Below are 15155 nucleotides of genomic sequence, written 5' to 3' on the forward strand. Positions count from 1 at the left end.
GACGGCTATCGGGACTGTTCGAAGAGCCAGTCGATGACCACGTCGTTCTCATACGTCTGGGCCCATGAGAGGTGCGGGTTCACCGGTGTCGTTCCGGGCGTGTAGCTCGTGAACAGGACGTGGCTGCGCGTGGCGCGGGCCTGGCGTAGGAGCGCCCGGGACCGGGCCTCGAATTGCGCCTTCGGCAGATCGTTGGCCCACTCTCCACGGGTGACCCGTACGCCTGCGCTCTCCAGCGCGTTCATCAGTGTCCAGGTGCCGGGCTTGCCGAACCGGCCCTCCCGGTAGGGGACGACCGGGTCGTCGATGGAGTGGTCGGCCCAGATCGGGATGTGCGTGATCCTTTCCATGGCGGCCGGGTCGCCCCAGCCGGCCGTGGGCAGCGCAGCCGCGAACACGTCGGGGCGCTTCGCCAGCAGGCTGTAGATACCGCGCCCACCCGAGGACAGGCCGACGAGATAGAGCCGGGCTGTGTCCACGTTGCGGGAGTGCTCGCTCACGAAGGTGTCTATGAGTTCGATCAGAGCGGCCTGGACCTTGGCGTCGGTCCAGTCCGTGCCGTCGGGTCCGTCCATGGGACGGGGCAGGGGGATCTGCGGAGAGAGGACGAACGCGGGGTCGCGGCGCTGTCGTTCCGGTTTGGCGAACGTGACCGCGATCCGGTTGGAGGTGAGCTGGGTCATGTTGTTGTCCGCGACTTCGCCACCGCCGTGCAGCGTGACGACGAGCGGGTACCGCTTGGGCGTCTGCGGGTTCCGTACGAATCCCTCGGGCTGGTACAGCCGGAAGTCCAGTTCGAAGCCTGCGGAGTCGGTGAAGGAGCCGGCGGCGAAGTCGTCGACCACGGGAGTGATGACGTCGTCGTTCCTGCTCGCGAACGGACCAGCCTTGAGTACGAGTTCGCCTCCCGGGGTACGCACGTCCTCCACCTGTCTCACGGAGTACGCGCGGTCGAGCGGAAGGGGATCGGTGCCGGCCGCCCGCGCGTTGGCGTCGTTCGGGTCGAGTTCAATGATCAGGCGGTCGCCCGGCCGTCCTGGGCGAGATCGGTCGTCCACTTCGGCGGTGGAGTTGGAGTAGACCCGGGTCACCGTGCGAGCCGCCGTCTGCCCGCCCACAGTGGCCTTCACCTGGAAGGCCGAGGGCGGGATCACCCCGCCGCGCAGGTCGAGGGGATGCGAGTACTGGAGGGCGACGGCTGTCACCAGCCAGTTGTTCCTCGGCGTCACCCGCGTGACGAGGTCCGTTCGCAGGACCGGATTGCGCCCGGAGGTCGCTTGTCGTCCTTGGGATGTGGCTGTCGTGGTGTCGGCGGCCGCGGCGGTAGCCGTGCCCACGGCCGGCGCCGCGACCGCACCCGCTGTGACTGCGAGCGCCGTGCGTCTGGTGATCCGTCTCATCACTCCTCGTCTCGGTCGGTGGGGCACCCGGACCGGGTGCCTGGTGCGTGTGAATCCGTCCGCCCTGCTCCGGTGGGCGGAGCTGAGGTGGGCTGAGTCAGGCCGAGAGGTGTTACGCGAGAGTTTCGGAGCACCGGCGGATCGGTGTCCAGCATCAAACCGAGATCTGTTCATGCGCCCAGCGCATCAATCAACTCTGGAACGGGACCCCCGCAACGTGCAGTTGACCGCGGCGGGCGTCGAGGTCCTGCGTGTCGCCGGGCAGATCGTCTGCTCCGGGTCAGGACCGGCACACCGTGGCGTGTCCTGGTCTACTCCAGGCGCCCCTGTCCCAATATCCTCATCCATAGCCAGTAGCACACCATCCCCCCACCCAGGTTGCGTGCTGGCGCGGGCGACACCCCTGAACCTGCCCAAGCAGCCGGGTGACCTCCCCGTTCACCGCCTCCAGGAGGATCACGGTGAAAGTACGCACCAGAAGCGCGGCGATCATCGGCACCGTCTGCCTCGTCGCGTCCCTCTCGTTAGCCACGGCGTCCGCCGGCGAGCCCGCCACCCCACGGCAGGCAGCGAAGGTCGCCCTCAAGAATGTGGCCACGGCCAAGAATCCGACCGCCGGCGCCGCCGGTCCCGGAGGCACGGTCTGGATCGCCGAACGCGCAGGCACCGTAAGGGCCTTGGACGATCAAGGGCTCGGCGAGCCCGTCCTCGACATCTCCGGCGAGACCACCACCGACGGCGAACGCGGCCTGCTCGGCATCGCGTTCGACAAGGAGTTCGCGCACTTCTACATCTCGTTCACGAACCTCGAAGGCACCAGCACCGTGGACGAGTTCGCCGTACGGGACGGCAAGATCCAGCCGGACACCCGGCGCACCGTCCTCACCCAGACGCAGCCCTACGCCAACCACAACGGCGGCGACATCACGTTCGGCCCCGACGGCTACCTCTACATCGCGTTCGGCGACGGAGGCTCGGGCGGCGACCCGCACGGCAACGGGCAGAACCTCGGCACGCTGCTCGGCAAGCTCCTGCGCATCGACCCGACCGGCGGCACACCGTACGCGATCCCGCCGGACAACCCGTTCGTGGACGACCCGAACGCCAAGGACGAGATCTGGGCGTACGGGCTGCGCAACCCGTGGCGGTTCTCCTTCGACGCGGGCACGGGCGACCTGCTGATCGGTGACGTCGGCCAGAACGCCTGGGAGGAGATCGACTGGGCCCCGGCGAGCAGCAAGGGCGGCGAGAACTACGGCTGGTCCCAGATGGAGGGCAACCATCCCTTCCGGGGCGGCACGGAGCCCGCGAACCACGTGCCGCCGATCCACGAGTACGACCGCAGCGGGCTGGGCTGCTCGGTGACCGGCGGATACGTCTACCGGGGCAACGCGATCCCGGACCTCAAGGGTCAGTACGTGTTCAGCGACTACTGCGACGGCACCGTCCGCTCTCTGCAGCTGGAGAACGGCAAGGTGACCGGCGTGAACGACCTCGGTGTCGACGGCGGTGAGGTCGTCTCGTTCGTACAGGGCGGCAATGGCGAGCTGTACGTTCTCGCCATAGGCGGCAGCGTCTCCCGCATCGACCCGGCTTGACGGCTACCGGAAGCAGTCGCCGAGCGGCGAGTGTCATCCAGGCCGGCCGGAGCGCCTTCGCGATCTCCGGTCGGCCAACCGCACGATGCGGCACGCTTTCAGCCGCGCAGTACGACCGTAAGGCTCCGGCCGTACGCGTGCCGGGTGTCGAACTCCAGGCGGGTCCCGCCCCGGACCGACCTCACGCGAACTCCGGCGTCGGACGTGACCGCGCGCAGCGGCCGGCCGTGCAGGAGGACGCCGACCGTGTCCCGGTCCATGGTCGGGTCGGACACGGCGATGGTGGTCGGGCCGTGCCGCTCGCGCCGCACCATCACCGAGGCGGGCCCCTCGATGCGTAGCCCGGCAGTCTCGTGGCGGCCGGGCGTGAAGCTGTTGGCGGCCGTCATGCCGAGGCCGGTGTGGGTGATGGCCTGGAGGCCCGAGGTGTTCGCCAGGACCTTCAGCGGTCCGTGCCGGTACGTCTGGAGTCGGGTCTCCCCCGCTTTCGGCACCAACGCGTAGGCCAGGCGGGCGAGTTGTGCTCCAGGGGCCTGGTCGACCGTGACACCGAACACGCTGCGGGTCACGGCGTTGTCGGGGTTCGAGGTGCGCACGACCCGGCGGCTCCGGGTGACCTCGTCCAGGGCGACCCGCACCGGCGGAGTGTCGAGGAAGACATAGCCGACGGAGGTCCGCTGCGTGGCATTGGCGTAGCGCAGCCAGCGCAGGTCGCCGGTGCCCGTGCCGGTCCAGGAACGGCCGTCACGGAGCCTCCCGGTGACGGAGACCTGGTCGTCCGGCGCGGCCATACGGGCGTCGACGGTCGTGGTCACGGCCCGCCCGGCGCTGTCCCCGACCCCCGCCGCGAGCACCACGATCTCCTCGTCGAGCAGGAACCACGACTTCGTCGCGGTCGCATTGCCGTAGACGATGAAATCGTCCGGCAGCAGACCTGCCGCCTTGTCGCGGTGGGCGACATCGGAGGACTGCACCATCCCGGCCGCCCCATACGTCCCGAGGACAGCGCCGCCGGAGTGCCGGTTGGTGCCGCGCGGGAAGTAGACGTACGTGTTCTGCGACTCGGAGGACGAGGTGAAGTTCAGCGGGTGGCCGGGATTGTCGTAGTACGGCTTCCCGTACAGCTCGGGGATCGTGTGCCGCTGCTCGACCGGTGCGGTGACGCCGGCGAGGCCGTACGGGGAGACCGTGGTGAAGTAGTCGATGCCGTACGCCTGGGTCTGGTCCTGTCCGGAGAGGTAGAGGTAGTACGCCCCGTCCCCTTGGAACCATGGCATGAGGTTCTCGCCGTTCATGTACTCGTACTTGCTGATCCGGTCGGAACTGCGGGCGAGCGCGAAGGCGTATCCGGGTCTGCGGTGCACGGTCCTGTCCATCGCGTTGAAGGCGAGGCTGCGCGAGGCGGGGCCCAGGTCCGCGGGCGGGATGGTCGCGTCGCCGATGATGTCGGCGTACCGCACGATGCTGACCGGGGAGACGAAACCGGAAGGGTCGGGAGCCGTGCGCGAGGTCGACCGGATGTGCTTGACGTAGCTCTTCAGGGCGGCGGCGTCGGCGCCGTCCGCGAGCGACGACAGATCGACTACGGCCTCGACGACCACGGCGACATCGCTGTAGCCGGTGTTCGTCCGCGAGACCGCCCTCCCCTTGACGATCTCCATCATCCAGCCCTCGAAGATGAGCGGGGCGAAGCCGTTCCGCACCCAGCCCTGGACCGTCGACACCAGGTCCTGACCATGTGCGAAGCCCGAGCCGTCGAGGATCTTGAGGGTCTGCACGACACGGGTCAGCAGGCCCTTGCCGTACGAGCCGGTGTAGGCCACCGAGGCGTGCTGGATGAATGAGCCGTCGGCGTAATGGCCGTCCGTGACACCGTGGTTGAGGTGGTACGGGTCGATGGTGGCGAAGACCGTCGACTGGTCGGTGAGGGCCTTGCGGATGCGGGCGTCGTCGTCGAGCAGCGCGCCCTGCAGGATCCGGTTCGTGGTGATGTCTGCGAGGTTGGCGCCGGTGTGGAAGCGCGAGTCGAGGTTCACGTCCCCGTCGATGCCGTTGCGGAGATAGGCGTCCATCGAGGCGACGTACATGCGCGGGAGGTCCGGGTGGTGGCCCCGCACCTGGTCCGCGAGGAACACGAGAGTCCTGCTGATGTGCTGCGACAGACCGATCTCCCAGTGGAACCAGTTGCCGTAGTAGCCCTGGGACTGGTCGCCGTAGTAGCGCTCATGCAGCCACACGAGACCGTCGATCACCCGACGCTGCACGGCGGTGTTCCCGAACAGGTCCGAATCGGCGGCGCCCGGTGTGCGGGTGGCGAGCGCGATCTCATACAGCCGCCGGAAGGCGGTGTCCAGGCGGGCCGGGTCGGCGCCGAGCACCAGACCGGCGAACAGCTCGCCCGCGCCGGCATCATCCATCGACCTCAGATTCGCCCGCGCGGTCTCGTGAACGGTCGCCACCTTGGCGGCCGTCTCCGGCCGGGAATTGGACTCGGCGGTCCCGGCGAAGACCGCCACCGTGTTGGCCAGAATCCGTGCCATGCCCGCAGCGGCCTCCTCCGCGCTCGCCGACCCGGAGGGAATCCCCGCCACCAGCCCAACAGCCGACAGCACTGACAACAGGCGTCTGCGGGTGATGTCCATGGCGTCCTCCATCGGCGAAGGGGCGTGGTGGAGTTGTTCAGACCAGTTGCTCGACGCACGCGCGTGATACGAGGGTGGCGTCGCGGATGTGTCTCAGCAACCGTGTCGCAGCGCCGCCATCTGCTCCTCCAGCGGCCCCAGGCCGACATCGCGGCGGCGTTCGTCGAGGCTTTCCGGCTGGCGTATCGGGTACGGGCGCAGCGTGGCCGGATTGACCCGGGTGCCGTAGAACTGCGGCAGGCGCTGCTCGACGGCGCAGTGGTCGGCGATGTACGCGAGATGAACGCCGGGGCAGCGGCCGTCCAGCGTGGCCTGGGCGATCAGGTCCCGGCAGGAGAGCTGGAAGTCGAGGTCCGGGGCGTGCAGCAGGATCATCAGGGCCGCGGTCGAGGCGGGGGCGCCCACCCGGTCGGCGGAGGGCCAGCCGTGGCGGTGCACGACGGCCTTCAGCGCGTCGGCGTTGGCGCGGCGGCACGCGACGATCTCGGACCGCCGCTGCGGGGTGGGGTCGGCCTGCGCCCGCCGCATGAGGTCCCGCTCGTGATCGGCCCGGTGCAGCAGTTCCGCGGCCAAGGCAGCCGCTAACGGCAGCAACGGGTCTGCTGTCTCGGTACCTGCAGCGTCGTCGTCGGAGCGCACCGACGTACCGGCGAGACGGCTCTCGTCCGCGGCCTCCACCTGCGTCTGCCGCCCCAGCACGCTCGTCACGGCACCCACCCCAACTCCAACGTGAACCACACCCGCTTGCCCGGGCTGCCGGGCTCCGGGGGTGCGACACCCCAGTCATCGGCCAGCGCGGCCACGATGGCCAGCCCACGACCCGACTCCTCGGCACCGCCCGCCGTACGCAGCCGCGGCAGGAGCGGCGAGTGGTCGCCGACCGTCACCCGGAGTTCGTACTCGCTGCACTCGATGGTGAGGGTGACCGTGTCGCCGTGGCCGGTACGCGCGTGCTGGACCGCGTTCGCGAACAACTCGTCCGTGGCGAGGACGGCGTTGTCCACGTACTCCGGCGGCAGCCGCAGCTGCCTGAGGTGCTCGGTGACCCTGTGCCGCACGTCTGCGGCGCGCGAGGGCTCGGCGGGGATCGTGGTGTGGAGGCGGGGAGGTCTGTTCACCGGGATCACGGTGGGATGGGGCTGACCGAGGGGCGCACGGTCTGCGTGGGGGACGTGTGCCGTGGAGGGCGACGGCTTGTGGCGCTGGGCCCTGGGTGCCGTCATGGAGCCTCCTTGTGGGTGCAGCGCGGTCGGGGATGTGTTGGCTGCATATGCAGCCAACAACCCGGACAGTCGGCCGGACCAGGGGGTGCGCGGGTTGTCCGGTTGCGGGTGCGTAGTGGTGCGGGAGGTATGTTCGAGGGCGTGAGGAACGTGCACGGCAGCCGGGCGGGGGCGCGCGAGGAGCCGCGTGGAGGGTCCGGCGTGCGCGGCAAGCGCCTGCTGGTCACGGGTGGCACACGGGGTCTGGGCGAGCAGATCGTACGGCTGCTGGTGGCCGAGGGAGCGCGGGTGGCGACGTGTGCGCGTACCGCGCGTGACCTGGAGGCGCTGGAGCTGTCGCTGCGGGGTGAGGACGGCAGGCGCTTGTTCACCCGTGCGCTCGACGTCACCGAGCCGGAGAGGCTGGAGCAGTTCGTCGCGGCATCGGCGAAACGTTTCGGCGGCCTTGACGGGGTGGTGGCGTGTGCGGGCGGCTCTCGCGGAGGCGGCTTCGAGCGGACGGACGCCGTGGACTGGGCTGCGACCTGGGAGCTGAACGTCGGCCATGCGGTGCGGCTGGTGCGTGCCGCGATCCCGCACCTGCGGGACGCGGGCGGCGGCTCGGTCGTAGTGATCTCGTCGATCTCCGGATGGAAGCCGGGACCGCCCATCCAGTACGGAGTCGCGAAGTCCGCCCAGATCCACCTGGCCGCGTCGCTCGCCCGTGAACTCGGCCCGGACGGGATCCGGGTGAACGCCGTCTCCCCGGGGTCGATGCTCATCCCCGGCCGACGCTGGGAGCGCATGCGCCGGGAGGATCCCGAACGGTTCGCCGAGTTCGCGGCGGCGGAGCTGCCGGGCGGAGAGCCGGTTGCGCCGCAGGAGGTGGCGCGGGTGGTGGCGTTCCTGCTGTCCGACTGGTCGAGCGGTGTCTCGGGGGCCCATGTGCCGGTGGACCGGGCGCAGAACGCCCCGTCTCCGGACGGGTACTGAGGCCCGCCGTCCGTTCACGCCGCCGCCCCCAGCACCGCGCGGGACCGGCGCTCGAAATCCCGTACAAGGGGTTCATCGCGGCGGGACTCCAGCCGCCTGCGGAAGTCGCGGAGAGCCTGTATGGAGCGTTCGCTGTGCACGGTGGCGAGGGCGTCGAGCGCCTCGGTGGCGGTACCGACGGCCTCGTCCAGCCGGTTCTGCTGCAAGTGGGCCGTGGCCAGTACGGAGCGGCTGATGGCCTGGCGCCTGCGCCGGTCGGCGTTGGCGCTCACCGACTCCCTCGCCGTACGCTCGGCCTGGGCAGCAAGCCCCAAGTCACGGAAACAGAGCGCTGATTCGGCCTGCAGATAGTGGTCGTCGAGGAAGCGTACCCAGGGGGACTCCTGTTCGGCACCACGGCTGGCGTCCAGGTGCCGCTCGGCCCGGCGCAGCGCATCGCCGGCTTCGCGCGCGTGTCCCTGGGACGCGTGTCCGCGGGCCGACATGGCGTACAGGCGCATCAGGCCCAGCGGGCTGCCCGCTTCCTTGGCGGTGACGATGCCCGCGCGGGCCAGGCACACCCCCTCGTCGGGACGGCCGAGGCTGGTGGCCAGGTGGGACAGTCCGGCCAGGATCTGCCCGCCCAGGACCCGGTCGCGGCCCTCGGCGCACAGGCGCAGCGCCTGGATCATGTAGCGCTGCGCCAGCCCGTACTCCCCCGCGTCGTACGAGCTCCAGCCGGCCATCGCGGCGAGCCGCGCCGCCGCGGTGTACAAGGGGCGCTGCACCTGTGGGGACGTACCGCGCCGCTGCAGCATCGGGACGACCTCGGTGGACAGGTAGTGCACGATGCTGGTGCGCACCCCGCCGCCGCCGAAGTGGTTGTCCATCTCGTCGAACATGGCGATCATCGCGTGCACCTGTTCGACGGGGCCGCCGTCGGCCACCGGCGTCAGCTGCCCGGTGTCCCGGTTCTCCAGCAGCCACAGCAGCCACTCGCGCTGAGGGTCGGTCAGGGCGCCGGCCACGAAGGGGACCGAGCCGAGCAGGCTGTGCCGGGAGATGTCGGTCGACCCCAGTTCGGCGAGCGCGTGCAGGGTGTCCGCCATGTCTTCGCCGTACGCGAGCGTCCTGGCCACGACCGGGCGTTGCGGGTCGGGATGGAAGCCGAGGTCCGCGGGTGACACGGCGCGGCCGAGCCGCTCGGACAGCACGGTGGCGATCAACTCCGGTGTTCTGCCGCGGGGTTGCTGTCCCTGCAGCCAGCGGGTCACCGACGCCTTGTCGTAGCTGGAGCCGGCGCCCTGGCAGTGGCCGAGTTCATTGACCCGAAGGGCGAGGGAGGCGTACGAGCAGCCGGCCTCCTTCAGCGCGGTCGCCAGTGCCGCATTGCCTCCGGCGGGGCCCTTGCCCGGGCTCCTTGCGTGTCCGTCGGTCACGGTGGCCATCCAGGTCTCGCATCAGATCGTGTGCCGCGCCTACCTGCCGGGCCGTCAAGTCACCGCTGCCCGGGCAGAGTTGACCTTCTTCGCGCCGCTCCGCGCGGGAGGTCCCACGAGAACTATGGTCGCGTAGATACTCGATACGCAACTGGCGTTCTGATAATTTCGTATCGATCCGCATCGCTCTGTCTGTGTCTTGGACCGCGTGGCACACTGCACGCTGTGATGGCCGCCGAGGGAGGTAGGACGTGGCCGAGAACCGCTCGAGCGGCAGTGCACCCACCGTCCTGCGGATGGTCCTCGGCAAGCGGCTGAAGCAGCTGCGGGAACAGGCCGGACTGTCCTTCGAGGACGCGGCGCGCGCCATCGAGGTCACGGCGCTCACGGTTCGGCGGATCGAAAAGGCCGAGGTAGGGCTGCGCATTCCGTACGTGAAGGAGTTGCTGCACACCTACGGCGTCCCGGCGGCGGAGATCGAGGACTTCCTCGACCTGGCCCGCAAGGCGAACCAGCCCGGGTGGTGGTACCAGTACCGCGACGTGCTCCCGGAATGGTTCAAGGCATACGTGAGCCTGGAGAGCGAAGCCTCGGTCATCCGTCTCTACGAACCCCACTACGTCCCGGGCCTGTTGCAGACACACGAGTACGCCGGAGCGCTGATGCGCGTCGGCTTCCCCGACGAGCCCAAGGAGGAGACAGCCCGCCGCGTCGACCTGCGACTCAAACGCCAGGACCTGCTCACCAAGCCGGACGCGCCCGCCCTCTGGGCCGTCCTGGACGAGACGGTGCTGCGCCGGGCGGTCGGCGGGGCCGAGGTGATGCGGGCTCAGGTCGACCGGCTGCACGAGGCCCTGGACATGCCGAAGGTCCGGATCCAGATCATGCGCTTCGCAGCGGGCGCCCACCCCGGCGCCTTCGGCCCGTTCCACCACTTTCGCTTCGGATTCTCCGAACTGCCCGACATCGTCTACGTGGAGAGCCTGGCCGGCGCGGTCTATGTCGACCGGCCCGAGGACGTCGGCGCCTACCTCGAAGTACTGGACCGGATGTCCGTGCAGGCGGAGCCGGTTGATCGAACCCGGGCCATCCTGGGTGAACTGCGTAAGGAGTTGTGATCCATGGGATCCAAGGGCCCCATCTACAGCGGTATGTCGGCCTCCGATCTGGGCACCGAGGGCTGGCACAAGCCCTGGAGCGGTACCAACGGCGGCAGTTGCGTCGAGGCCAAGCGACTGCCCGACGGCAGCGTCGCCTTCCGCCAGTCCACCGACCCCGACGGTCCCGCGCTGGTCTACTCGCGCGACGAGATGATCGTGTTCCTGGAAGGCGCCAAGGCCGGCCAGGCCGACTTCCTGGTCGCCTGACTCCGCCGCCCACGCGGCACACCACTACGCGCGCACAACCGGACAACCCGCACGCCCACTCCCGGCGTGCGGGTCGTCCGACCACACTGGACAGGTCCGTCGCCTCGAAGGAAGTGGTATGCACGCGTCACCCCGACTCCCCCGCCGGACCGTGCCTTCCACCCGCCCGGGCCGCATCGCTCCGCGCCGAACCACCCGGGTCGGTCCCGAGGCGACGGCATGAACCTCCCGCAGGCGCTCCTCCGCCACCGGACGCTGGTCATCGAGGGCGCCGACGGCATCCCCCGCAACGGCCTCATCGCCGCTCTGGCCGATCACGGCTTCCCGATCCAGCACCTGCCGGACCGTCTGCACCATGTGGATCCGACCCGGCCCTACCGTGAACTCCTCGCGGCACCGGGGCGCGTGGCGCTCGACGGCAGCATCATCCACGAACTCGTCTACGGGCCACTGCGCCGCGGCCACTCCCGGGTGACCTGGATCCAGGCACTCGACTTCGCCGAATCCGTGGCAGAACGCGACGGCGCCCTCATTCACCTGACGGCATCCGCGGGCTTCCCCCGTCTCGCCCCCACGGACTTCACCGAGGTGGCCGACGCCTATGCGCGCGCGATGCGGACCCTCGCCCAACACGTCCCCGTCGTCAGCCTCGACGCGGCCGACCTCACCCACCCGCCGCTCCGCCCCGGCACCCCCGCGCACCGCGAACTCGGGCGGAAGAAGCAGCAGTTGACGGTACGTTGGTGACAGACCTCGTGACGCACGGCAGGAGAACTCCCATGGCAGACGGCCGGCCCGCCCCCGACCAGGAAGCACTGTCCAAGATCGACACCACGGTGCCGCACTCCGCCCGCATCTGGAACTACTGGATGGGGGGCAAGGACAACTACGAGGTCGACCGGATCGCGGGCGACGCCTACCGCGAGACCGCGCCGAACATCGAGACCATGGCCCGCGCCTCCCGCCAGTACCTGATCCGCACCGTCACCTTCGTGGCGGGCGATCTCGGCATCCGCCAGTTCCTCGACATCGGCACCGGCCTGCCCACGTACGACAACACCCACCAGGTCGCACAGCGGGTGGCACCCGAGTCCCGCATCGTCTACGTCGACAACGACCCGCTCGTCCTCCGGCACGCCCAGGCCCTGCTCACCAGCACCCCCGAAGGCGTCACCGAGTACGTCGACGCGGACCTCCACGAACCGGAGAAGATCCTCGAAGCGGCGGGCCGGATCCTGGACTTCGACCAGCCGGTCGCCCTGATGCTGATGGGCATCCTCGGCCACATCCAGGACTACGAGGAGGCCAAGTCCATCGTCCGCCGCCTCCAGACGGCCCTGTGTCCCGGCAGCTACTTCGTGCACTACGACAGCACGGACACGGACGAGGAACTCAAGCGGGCCCAGCAGGGCTACGACGACACCGGCGCCATCCCGTACGTCCTGCGCAGCCCTCAGCAGCTCGCCGCGTACTACGAAGGCCTGGAACTGCTCGAACCCGGCATCGTCTCCTGCCCCCTGTGGCACGCAGAGCCCGGCACCACGCCGAAGCCCACGGACGTCTACGGCGGGGTGGCCCGCAAGCCCTGACCGACCTCAGGCGGAGGAAGCCCGTCAGCGGGCAGTCAACGCACGCCCCTCGTGAATGGCACCCACCCCGACGAAGAGCCCGCCGAGCATTGGCCCTTCAACGGCTCCGACCAGGACGAAGTGATGGCAGACAGCGCGGCGGGGTGCCACCTGGGCGCCCGCTGCGCGAGTGGAGCATGCTCAGATCCATCGCCGTGGACGAGCCTCGGGCGGCCGAGGATCTCACCGGGGCCCCCAACTCGACCGTCCCTCACAGGGCTTGGCCCGACTTGGTGAGGGTGTGCTCGACATCGGGCCGCACAGTGGGCCCGCGCCGCACCGTTCACCTCACCTTCACCGCCAGGATGCGCTGGCCACTTTCCACCACCCGCGCGTCCTCCTAGCGTCGGGCCCGGCCCGTGGCTGCGCTGTGCCAGTCGCTCCCCACCGGGCTCGGTATCCCCCTTCATGTGCTCCTCCGCGAAAGGCGACTGCTCATATGCGCCCTCCTCGACCGCGCACGGCAAGACGCTTCGGCACGAGATCCGCGACCGCCGTGCTGGCCACGGCGCTCGCTGTGGCCGCACCCTTGCCGGCCACGGCGGCCGACCTGCCGACCGAGCGCCCGTCCGCGCTCGTCGACCCGCTGATCGGCTCCGCGAACGGCGGCAACACCTATCCCGGCGCCACCCTCCCGTACGGAATGATCGCCTGGTCTCCGACGAGCACCACGGGAGACCAGACCAGCACGGGAGCGGCCAACGGCTACCAGTACGACACCACGCGCATCCGCGGCCTGAGCCTGACCCACGTCAACGGAGCCGGCTGCAATCCCGGTGCCGCGGGCGACGTACCGATCATGCCGTTTGTCGGGGAGGTCACGTCCTCGCCCTCCGCGGACACCAAGGACACCGTCTACGCCGCCGACTTCTCGCACGCCGACGAGAGGGCCGTGCCCGGCCGCTACACGCTCGGCCTCAAGTCCGGTGCCGGCGCCGACCTGGCGGTCAGCAAGCGTGCGGGCGTCGCCGACTTCACGTTCCCGAGCGACCGCCCGGCCAACCTGCTCTTCCGTGTCTCCAACTCCCTCAACGGCAGCGAGAACGCCCACGTCGACATCGACGCCGCCCATCGCAAGGTGAGCGGCTGGGTCCTGACCGGCGCCTTCTGCGGGCGCCGCGCCAACGGCGGGGTCAACAACCGCAAGAGCTACTACAAGCTGTACTTCAGCGCCTCCTTCGACCGCGCCTTCTCCTCGGTCGGCACCTGGAAGGACGGCACGCTCTCCCCCGGCTCGACCACGGCGTCCGGAGGAGAGGGATACGCAACCGGTGCGGACCGCGCGGGCCGCGGCTCCGGCGGCTGGGTCGGCTTCGACACGAGCTCCGACAACGATGTCCACATGCGGCTCGGCATCTCGTACGTGAGCCTCGACGGCGCCGAGGCCAACCTGCGGGAGGAGATCGAGCCGCACGCGAGCGTGGCCGACGTCGCGGGCGCAGGCGCACGGGCCTGGGACCGCGAGCTCAACACGGTGCGGATCGAGGGCGGCAGCGCCGCTCGCCGCCAGACCTTCTACACCGCGCTGTACCACTCCCTCATGCAGCCGAACCTGATCAGCGACACCGACGGCCGCTACTGGGGAATGGACCAGGCCGTCCACCGGCTGGCGCGCGGACAACGGGCGCAGTACAGCAACTTCTCCGGCTGGGACCAGTACCGCGCACAGATCCAGTTGCTCGCCCTGCTGAAGCCCACCGTGGCGGGCGACTTCGCCCAGTCGCTGTACAACTTCGCGCGGCAGAACGGCGGGGTGTGGGACCGCTGGGTGCACATCAGCGGCGCCACCCATGTGATGACCGGCGACCCGTCCGCGGCGACCCTGGCCACGTTCTACGCCATGGGCGTGCGCAACTTCGACTACGAGGGAGCCTTCGACTCACTCGTCCGCCAGGCCACGGTGCCCCACTCGGACGGCCTCTCGGACGCCGGCTGCCCGGGCCAGTGCGTGGGCCAACGCCCCAACCTGGCCCAGTACTTGAGCTCGCACTACGCCGCCCAGGACGCATGCCACTGCTGGGGCGGCGCCGCCGAGACCCTGGAGGACGCCGTCGCCGACTCCGCGCTCGCCAAGTGGGCGCAGTTGCTGGGCCGGGAGTCGGAGGCGAAGGCCTTCGCCGAACGCGCCGCCTACTGGCGCAACGTGTTCAACCCCGAGACCGGGCACATCCAAGCGCGCAAGCTGGACGGCTCCTGGGTCACCCCCTTCAACCCCGCCAGTGACGTCGGCTTCGCGCAGGGCACCAGCGCCACCTACACCTGGATGGTGCCGCAGGACGTCCAGGGCCTGGCGCAGGCGATGGGCGGCAGGGGCGTGGCGGCCGGCCGGCTGGACGGCTTCTTCCACAAGGCGGACGGCTCCTGGTCGGTCCGCGGCGGCGACCCGCTCCGCTACGACCCGACCAACGAGCCCGGCATCCATGCCCCTTGGCTCTACAACGCCCTCGGACAGCCCTGGAAGACCCAGGCAACGGTGCGTCAGATCGTCGACACCGTGTACGGCACCGGACCTTCGGGCCTGCCCGGCAACGACGACCTGGGCACCATGTCCGCCTGGTACGTCTTCTCCGCCCTGGGCCTGTATCCGCAGACCCCGGGCAGCGCGTCCCTGCTGCTGGGAGCCCCGGTCTTCCCAGCCGCGGTGGTAGACCGGCCCGGCCGGAGGGACATCACCATCAGCGCCCCCGCCGCCGACGACACGCACGTGTACGTCGACGCCGTACGGCTCGACGGGCGTCCCCATCAGAAGTCCTGGACGGACGCCCGGCTGACCCGAGCGGGCGGCTCCCTCACCTTCCGGCTCACCGAACAGCCGAACACCCGGTGGGCAACCGACCCAGCCGGTCTGCCGAACTGACATACCTGTGGGCCCGGCCTGCCGGGCCCACACGTGTGCCCGTTGAGTGC

Annotated in this window: 12 protein-coding genes; 7 read left to right on the forward strand and 5 right to left on the reverse strand. The window is 70.0% G+C overall.

Annotation, left to right across the window (positions count from 1 at the left end):
- Positions 1–5: 5 nt before the first annotated feature.
- Positions 6–1400: a prolyl oligopeptidase family serine peptidase gene (locus ACTWQO_RS04715; protein ID WP_443235919.1), complete on the reverse strand. Its 1395-nt coding sequence runs from the start codon at positions 1398–1400 to the stop codon at positions 6–8.
- Between the two features lie 461 nt (positions 1401–1861).
- Here ACTWQO_RS04715 and ACTWQO_RS04720 point away from each other — a divergent pair, with 461 nt between their 5' ends.
- Complete coding sequence (locus tag ACTWQO_RS04720) at positions 1862–2998, forward strand: PQQ-dependent sugar dehydrogenase (protein ID WP_443235920.1); 1137 nt, start codon at positions 1862–1864, stop codon at positions 2996–2998.
- A gap of 98 nt (positions 2999–3096) precedes the next feature.
- Here the strand turns inward: ACTWQO_RS04720 and ACTWQO_RS04725 are convergent, their stop codons facing one another.
- The 3 genes from ACTWQO_RS04725 to ACTWQO_RS04735 all read right to left on the reverse strand — a co-directional run bounded on the left by ACTWQO_RS04725 (position 3097) and on the right by ACTWQO_RS04735 (position 6863).
- The gene (locus ACTWQO_RS04725; RefSeq protein WP_443235921.1) at positions 3097–5640 is read right to left on the reverse strand and encodes a polysaccharide lyase family 8 super-sandwich domain-containing protein; all 2544 of its coding nucleotides are present in this window, start codon (positions 5638–5640) and stop codon (positions 3097–3099) included.
- A gap of 93 nt (positions 5641–5733) precedes the next feature.
- A complete protein-coding gene (locus ACTWQO_RS04730; protein ID WP_443235922.1) occupies positions 5734–6348 on the reverse strand; it encodes a DUF6624 domain-containing protein in 615 nt (204 codons plus the stop codon).
- Entirely contained in the window at positions 6345–6863 is a 519-nt protein-coding gene (locus ACTWQO_RS04735) for an ATP-binding protein (RefSeq protein WP_443235923.1), read from the reverse strand. Before ACTWQO_RS04735 ends, ACTWQO_RS04730 begins: the two co-directional genes overlap by 4 nt.
- 150 nt (positions 6864–7013) lie before the next feature.
- On the opposite strand from ACTWQO_RS04735, the gene ACTWQO_RS04740 reads away from it, so the two are divergent.
- Positions 7014–7835, forward strand: a complete 822-nt coding sequence (locus ACTWQO_RS04740) for an SDR family NAD(P)-dependent oxidoreductase (RefSeq protein WP_443236003.1) — start codon at positions 7014–7016, stop codon at positions 7833–7835.
- A gap of 14 nt (positions 7836–7849) precedes the next feature.
- On the opposite strand, the gene ACTWQO_RS04745 is transcribed toward ACTWQO_RS04740, so the two are convergent.
- Positions 7850–9262 carry a hypothetical protein gene (locus tag ACTWQO_RS04745; RefSeq protein WP_443235924.1) on the reverse strand — a complete coding sequence of 471 codons (1413 nt, stop codon included), beginning with the start codon at positions 9260–9262 and terminating at the stop codon, positions 7850–7852.
- 287 nt (positions 9263–9549) lie between these two features.
- Here ACTWQO_RS04745 and ACTWQO_RS04750 point away from each other — a divergent pair, with 287 nt between their 5' ends.
- From ACTWQO_RS04750 to ACTWQO_RS04770, 5 genes are all read left to right on the forward strand, one after another.
- Positions 9550–10371: a helix-turn-helix domain-containing protein gene (locus tag ACTWQO_RS04750; protein ID WP_443236004.1), complete on the forward strand. Its 822-nt coding sequence runs from the start codon at positions 9550–9552 to the stop codon at positions 10369–10371.
- 3 nt (positions 10372–10374) lie between these two features.
- Complete coding sequence (locus tag ACTWQO_RS04755; RefSeq protein ID WP_301986661.1) at positions 10375–10620, forward strand: DUF397 domain-containing protein; 246 nt, start codon at positions 10375–10377, stop codon at positions 10618–10620.
- Positions 10621–10839: 219 nt separating this feature from the next.
- Positions 10840–11367, forward strand: a complete 528-nt coding sequence (locus ACTWQO_RS04760) for a hypothetical protein (protein ID WP_443235925.1) — start codon at positions 10840–10842, stop codon at positions 11365–11367.
- Positions 11368–11399: 32 nt separating this feature from the next.
- Positions 11400–12209: an SAM-dependent methyltransferase gene (locus ACTWQO_RS04765; protein ID WP_443235926.1), complete on the forward strand. Its 810-nt coding sequence runs from the start codon at positions 11400–11402 to the stop codon at positions 12207–12209.
- A gap of 478 nt (positions 12210–12687) precedes the next feature.
- The gene (locus ACTWQO_RS04770) at positions 12688–15105 is read left to right on the forward strand and encodes a GH92 family glycosyl hydrolase (protein WP_443235927.1); all 2418 of its coding nucleotides are present in this window, start codon (positions 12688–12690) and stop codon (positions 15103–15105) included.
- Positions 15106–15155: the final 50 nt, after the last annotated feature.

The sequence above is a fragment of the Streptomyces sp. 4N124 genome (assembly GCF_052245395.1).
Taxonomy (GTDB): Bacteria; Actinomycetota; Actinomycetes; order Streptomycetales; family Streptomycetaceae; genus Streptomyces.

Coding starts and splice junctions, on each gene's coding strand:
- ACTWQO_RS04735 (WP_443235923.1), bottom strand. CDS start 6,863: ATGACGGCACCCAGGGCCCAGCGCCACAAGCCGTCGCCCTCCACGGCA.
- ACTWQO_RS04755 (WP_301986661.1), top strand. CDS start 10,375: ATGGGATCCAAGGGCCCCATCTACAGCGGTATGTCGGCCTCCGATCTG.
- ACTWQO_RS04750 (WP_443236004.1), top strand. CDS start 9,550: ATGGTCCTCGGCAAGCGGCTGAAGCAGCTGCGGGAACAGGCCGGACTG.
- ACTWQO_RS04765 (WP_443235926.1), top strand. CDS start 11,400: ATGGCAGACGGCCGGCCCGCCCCCGACCAGGAAGCACTGTCCAAGATC.
- ACTWQO_RS04745 (WP_443235924.1), bottom strand. CDS start 9,262: ATGGCCACCGTGACCGACGGACACGCAAGGAGCCCGGGCAAGGGCCCC.
- ACTWQO_RS04770 (WP_443235927.1), top strand. CDS start 12,688: ATGCGCCCTCCTCGACCGCGCACGGCAAGACGCTTCGGCACGAGATCC.
- ACTWQO_RS04760 (WP_443235925.1), top strand. CDS start 10,840: ATGAACCTCCCGCAGGCGCTCCTCCGCCACCGGACGCTGGTCATCGAG.
- ACTWQO_RS04715 (WP_443235919.1), bottom strand. CDS start 1,400: ATGAGACGGATCACCAGACGCACGGCGCTCGCAGTCACAGCGGGTGCG.
- ACTWQO_RS04725 (WP_443235921.1), bottom strand. CDS start 5,640: ATGGACATCACCCGCAGACGCCTGTTGTCAGTGCTGTCGGCTGTTGGG.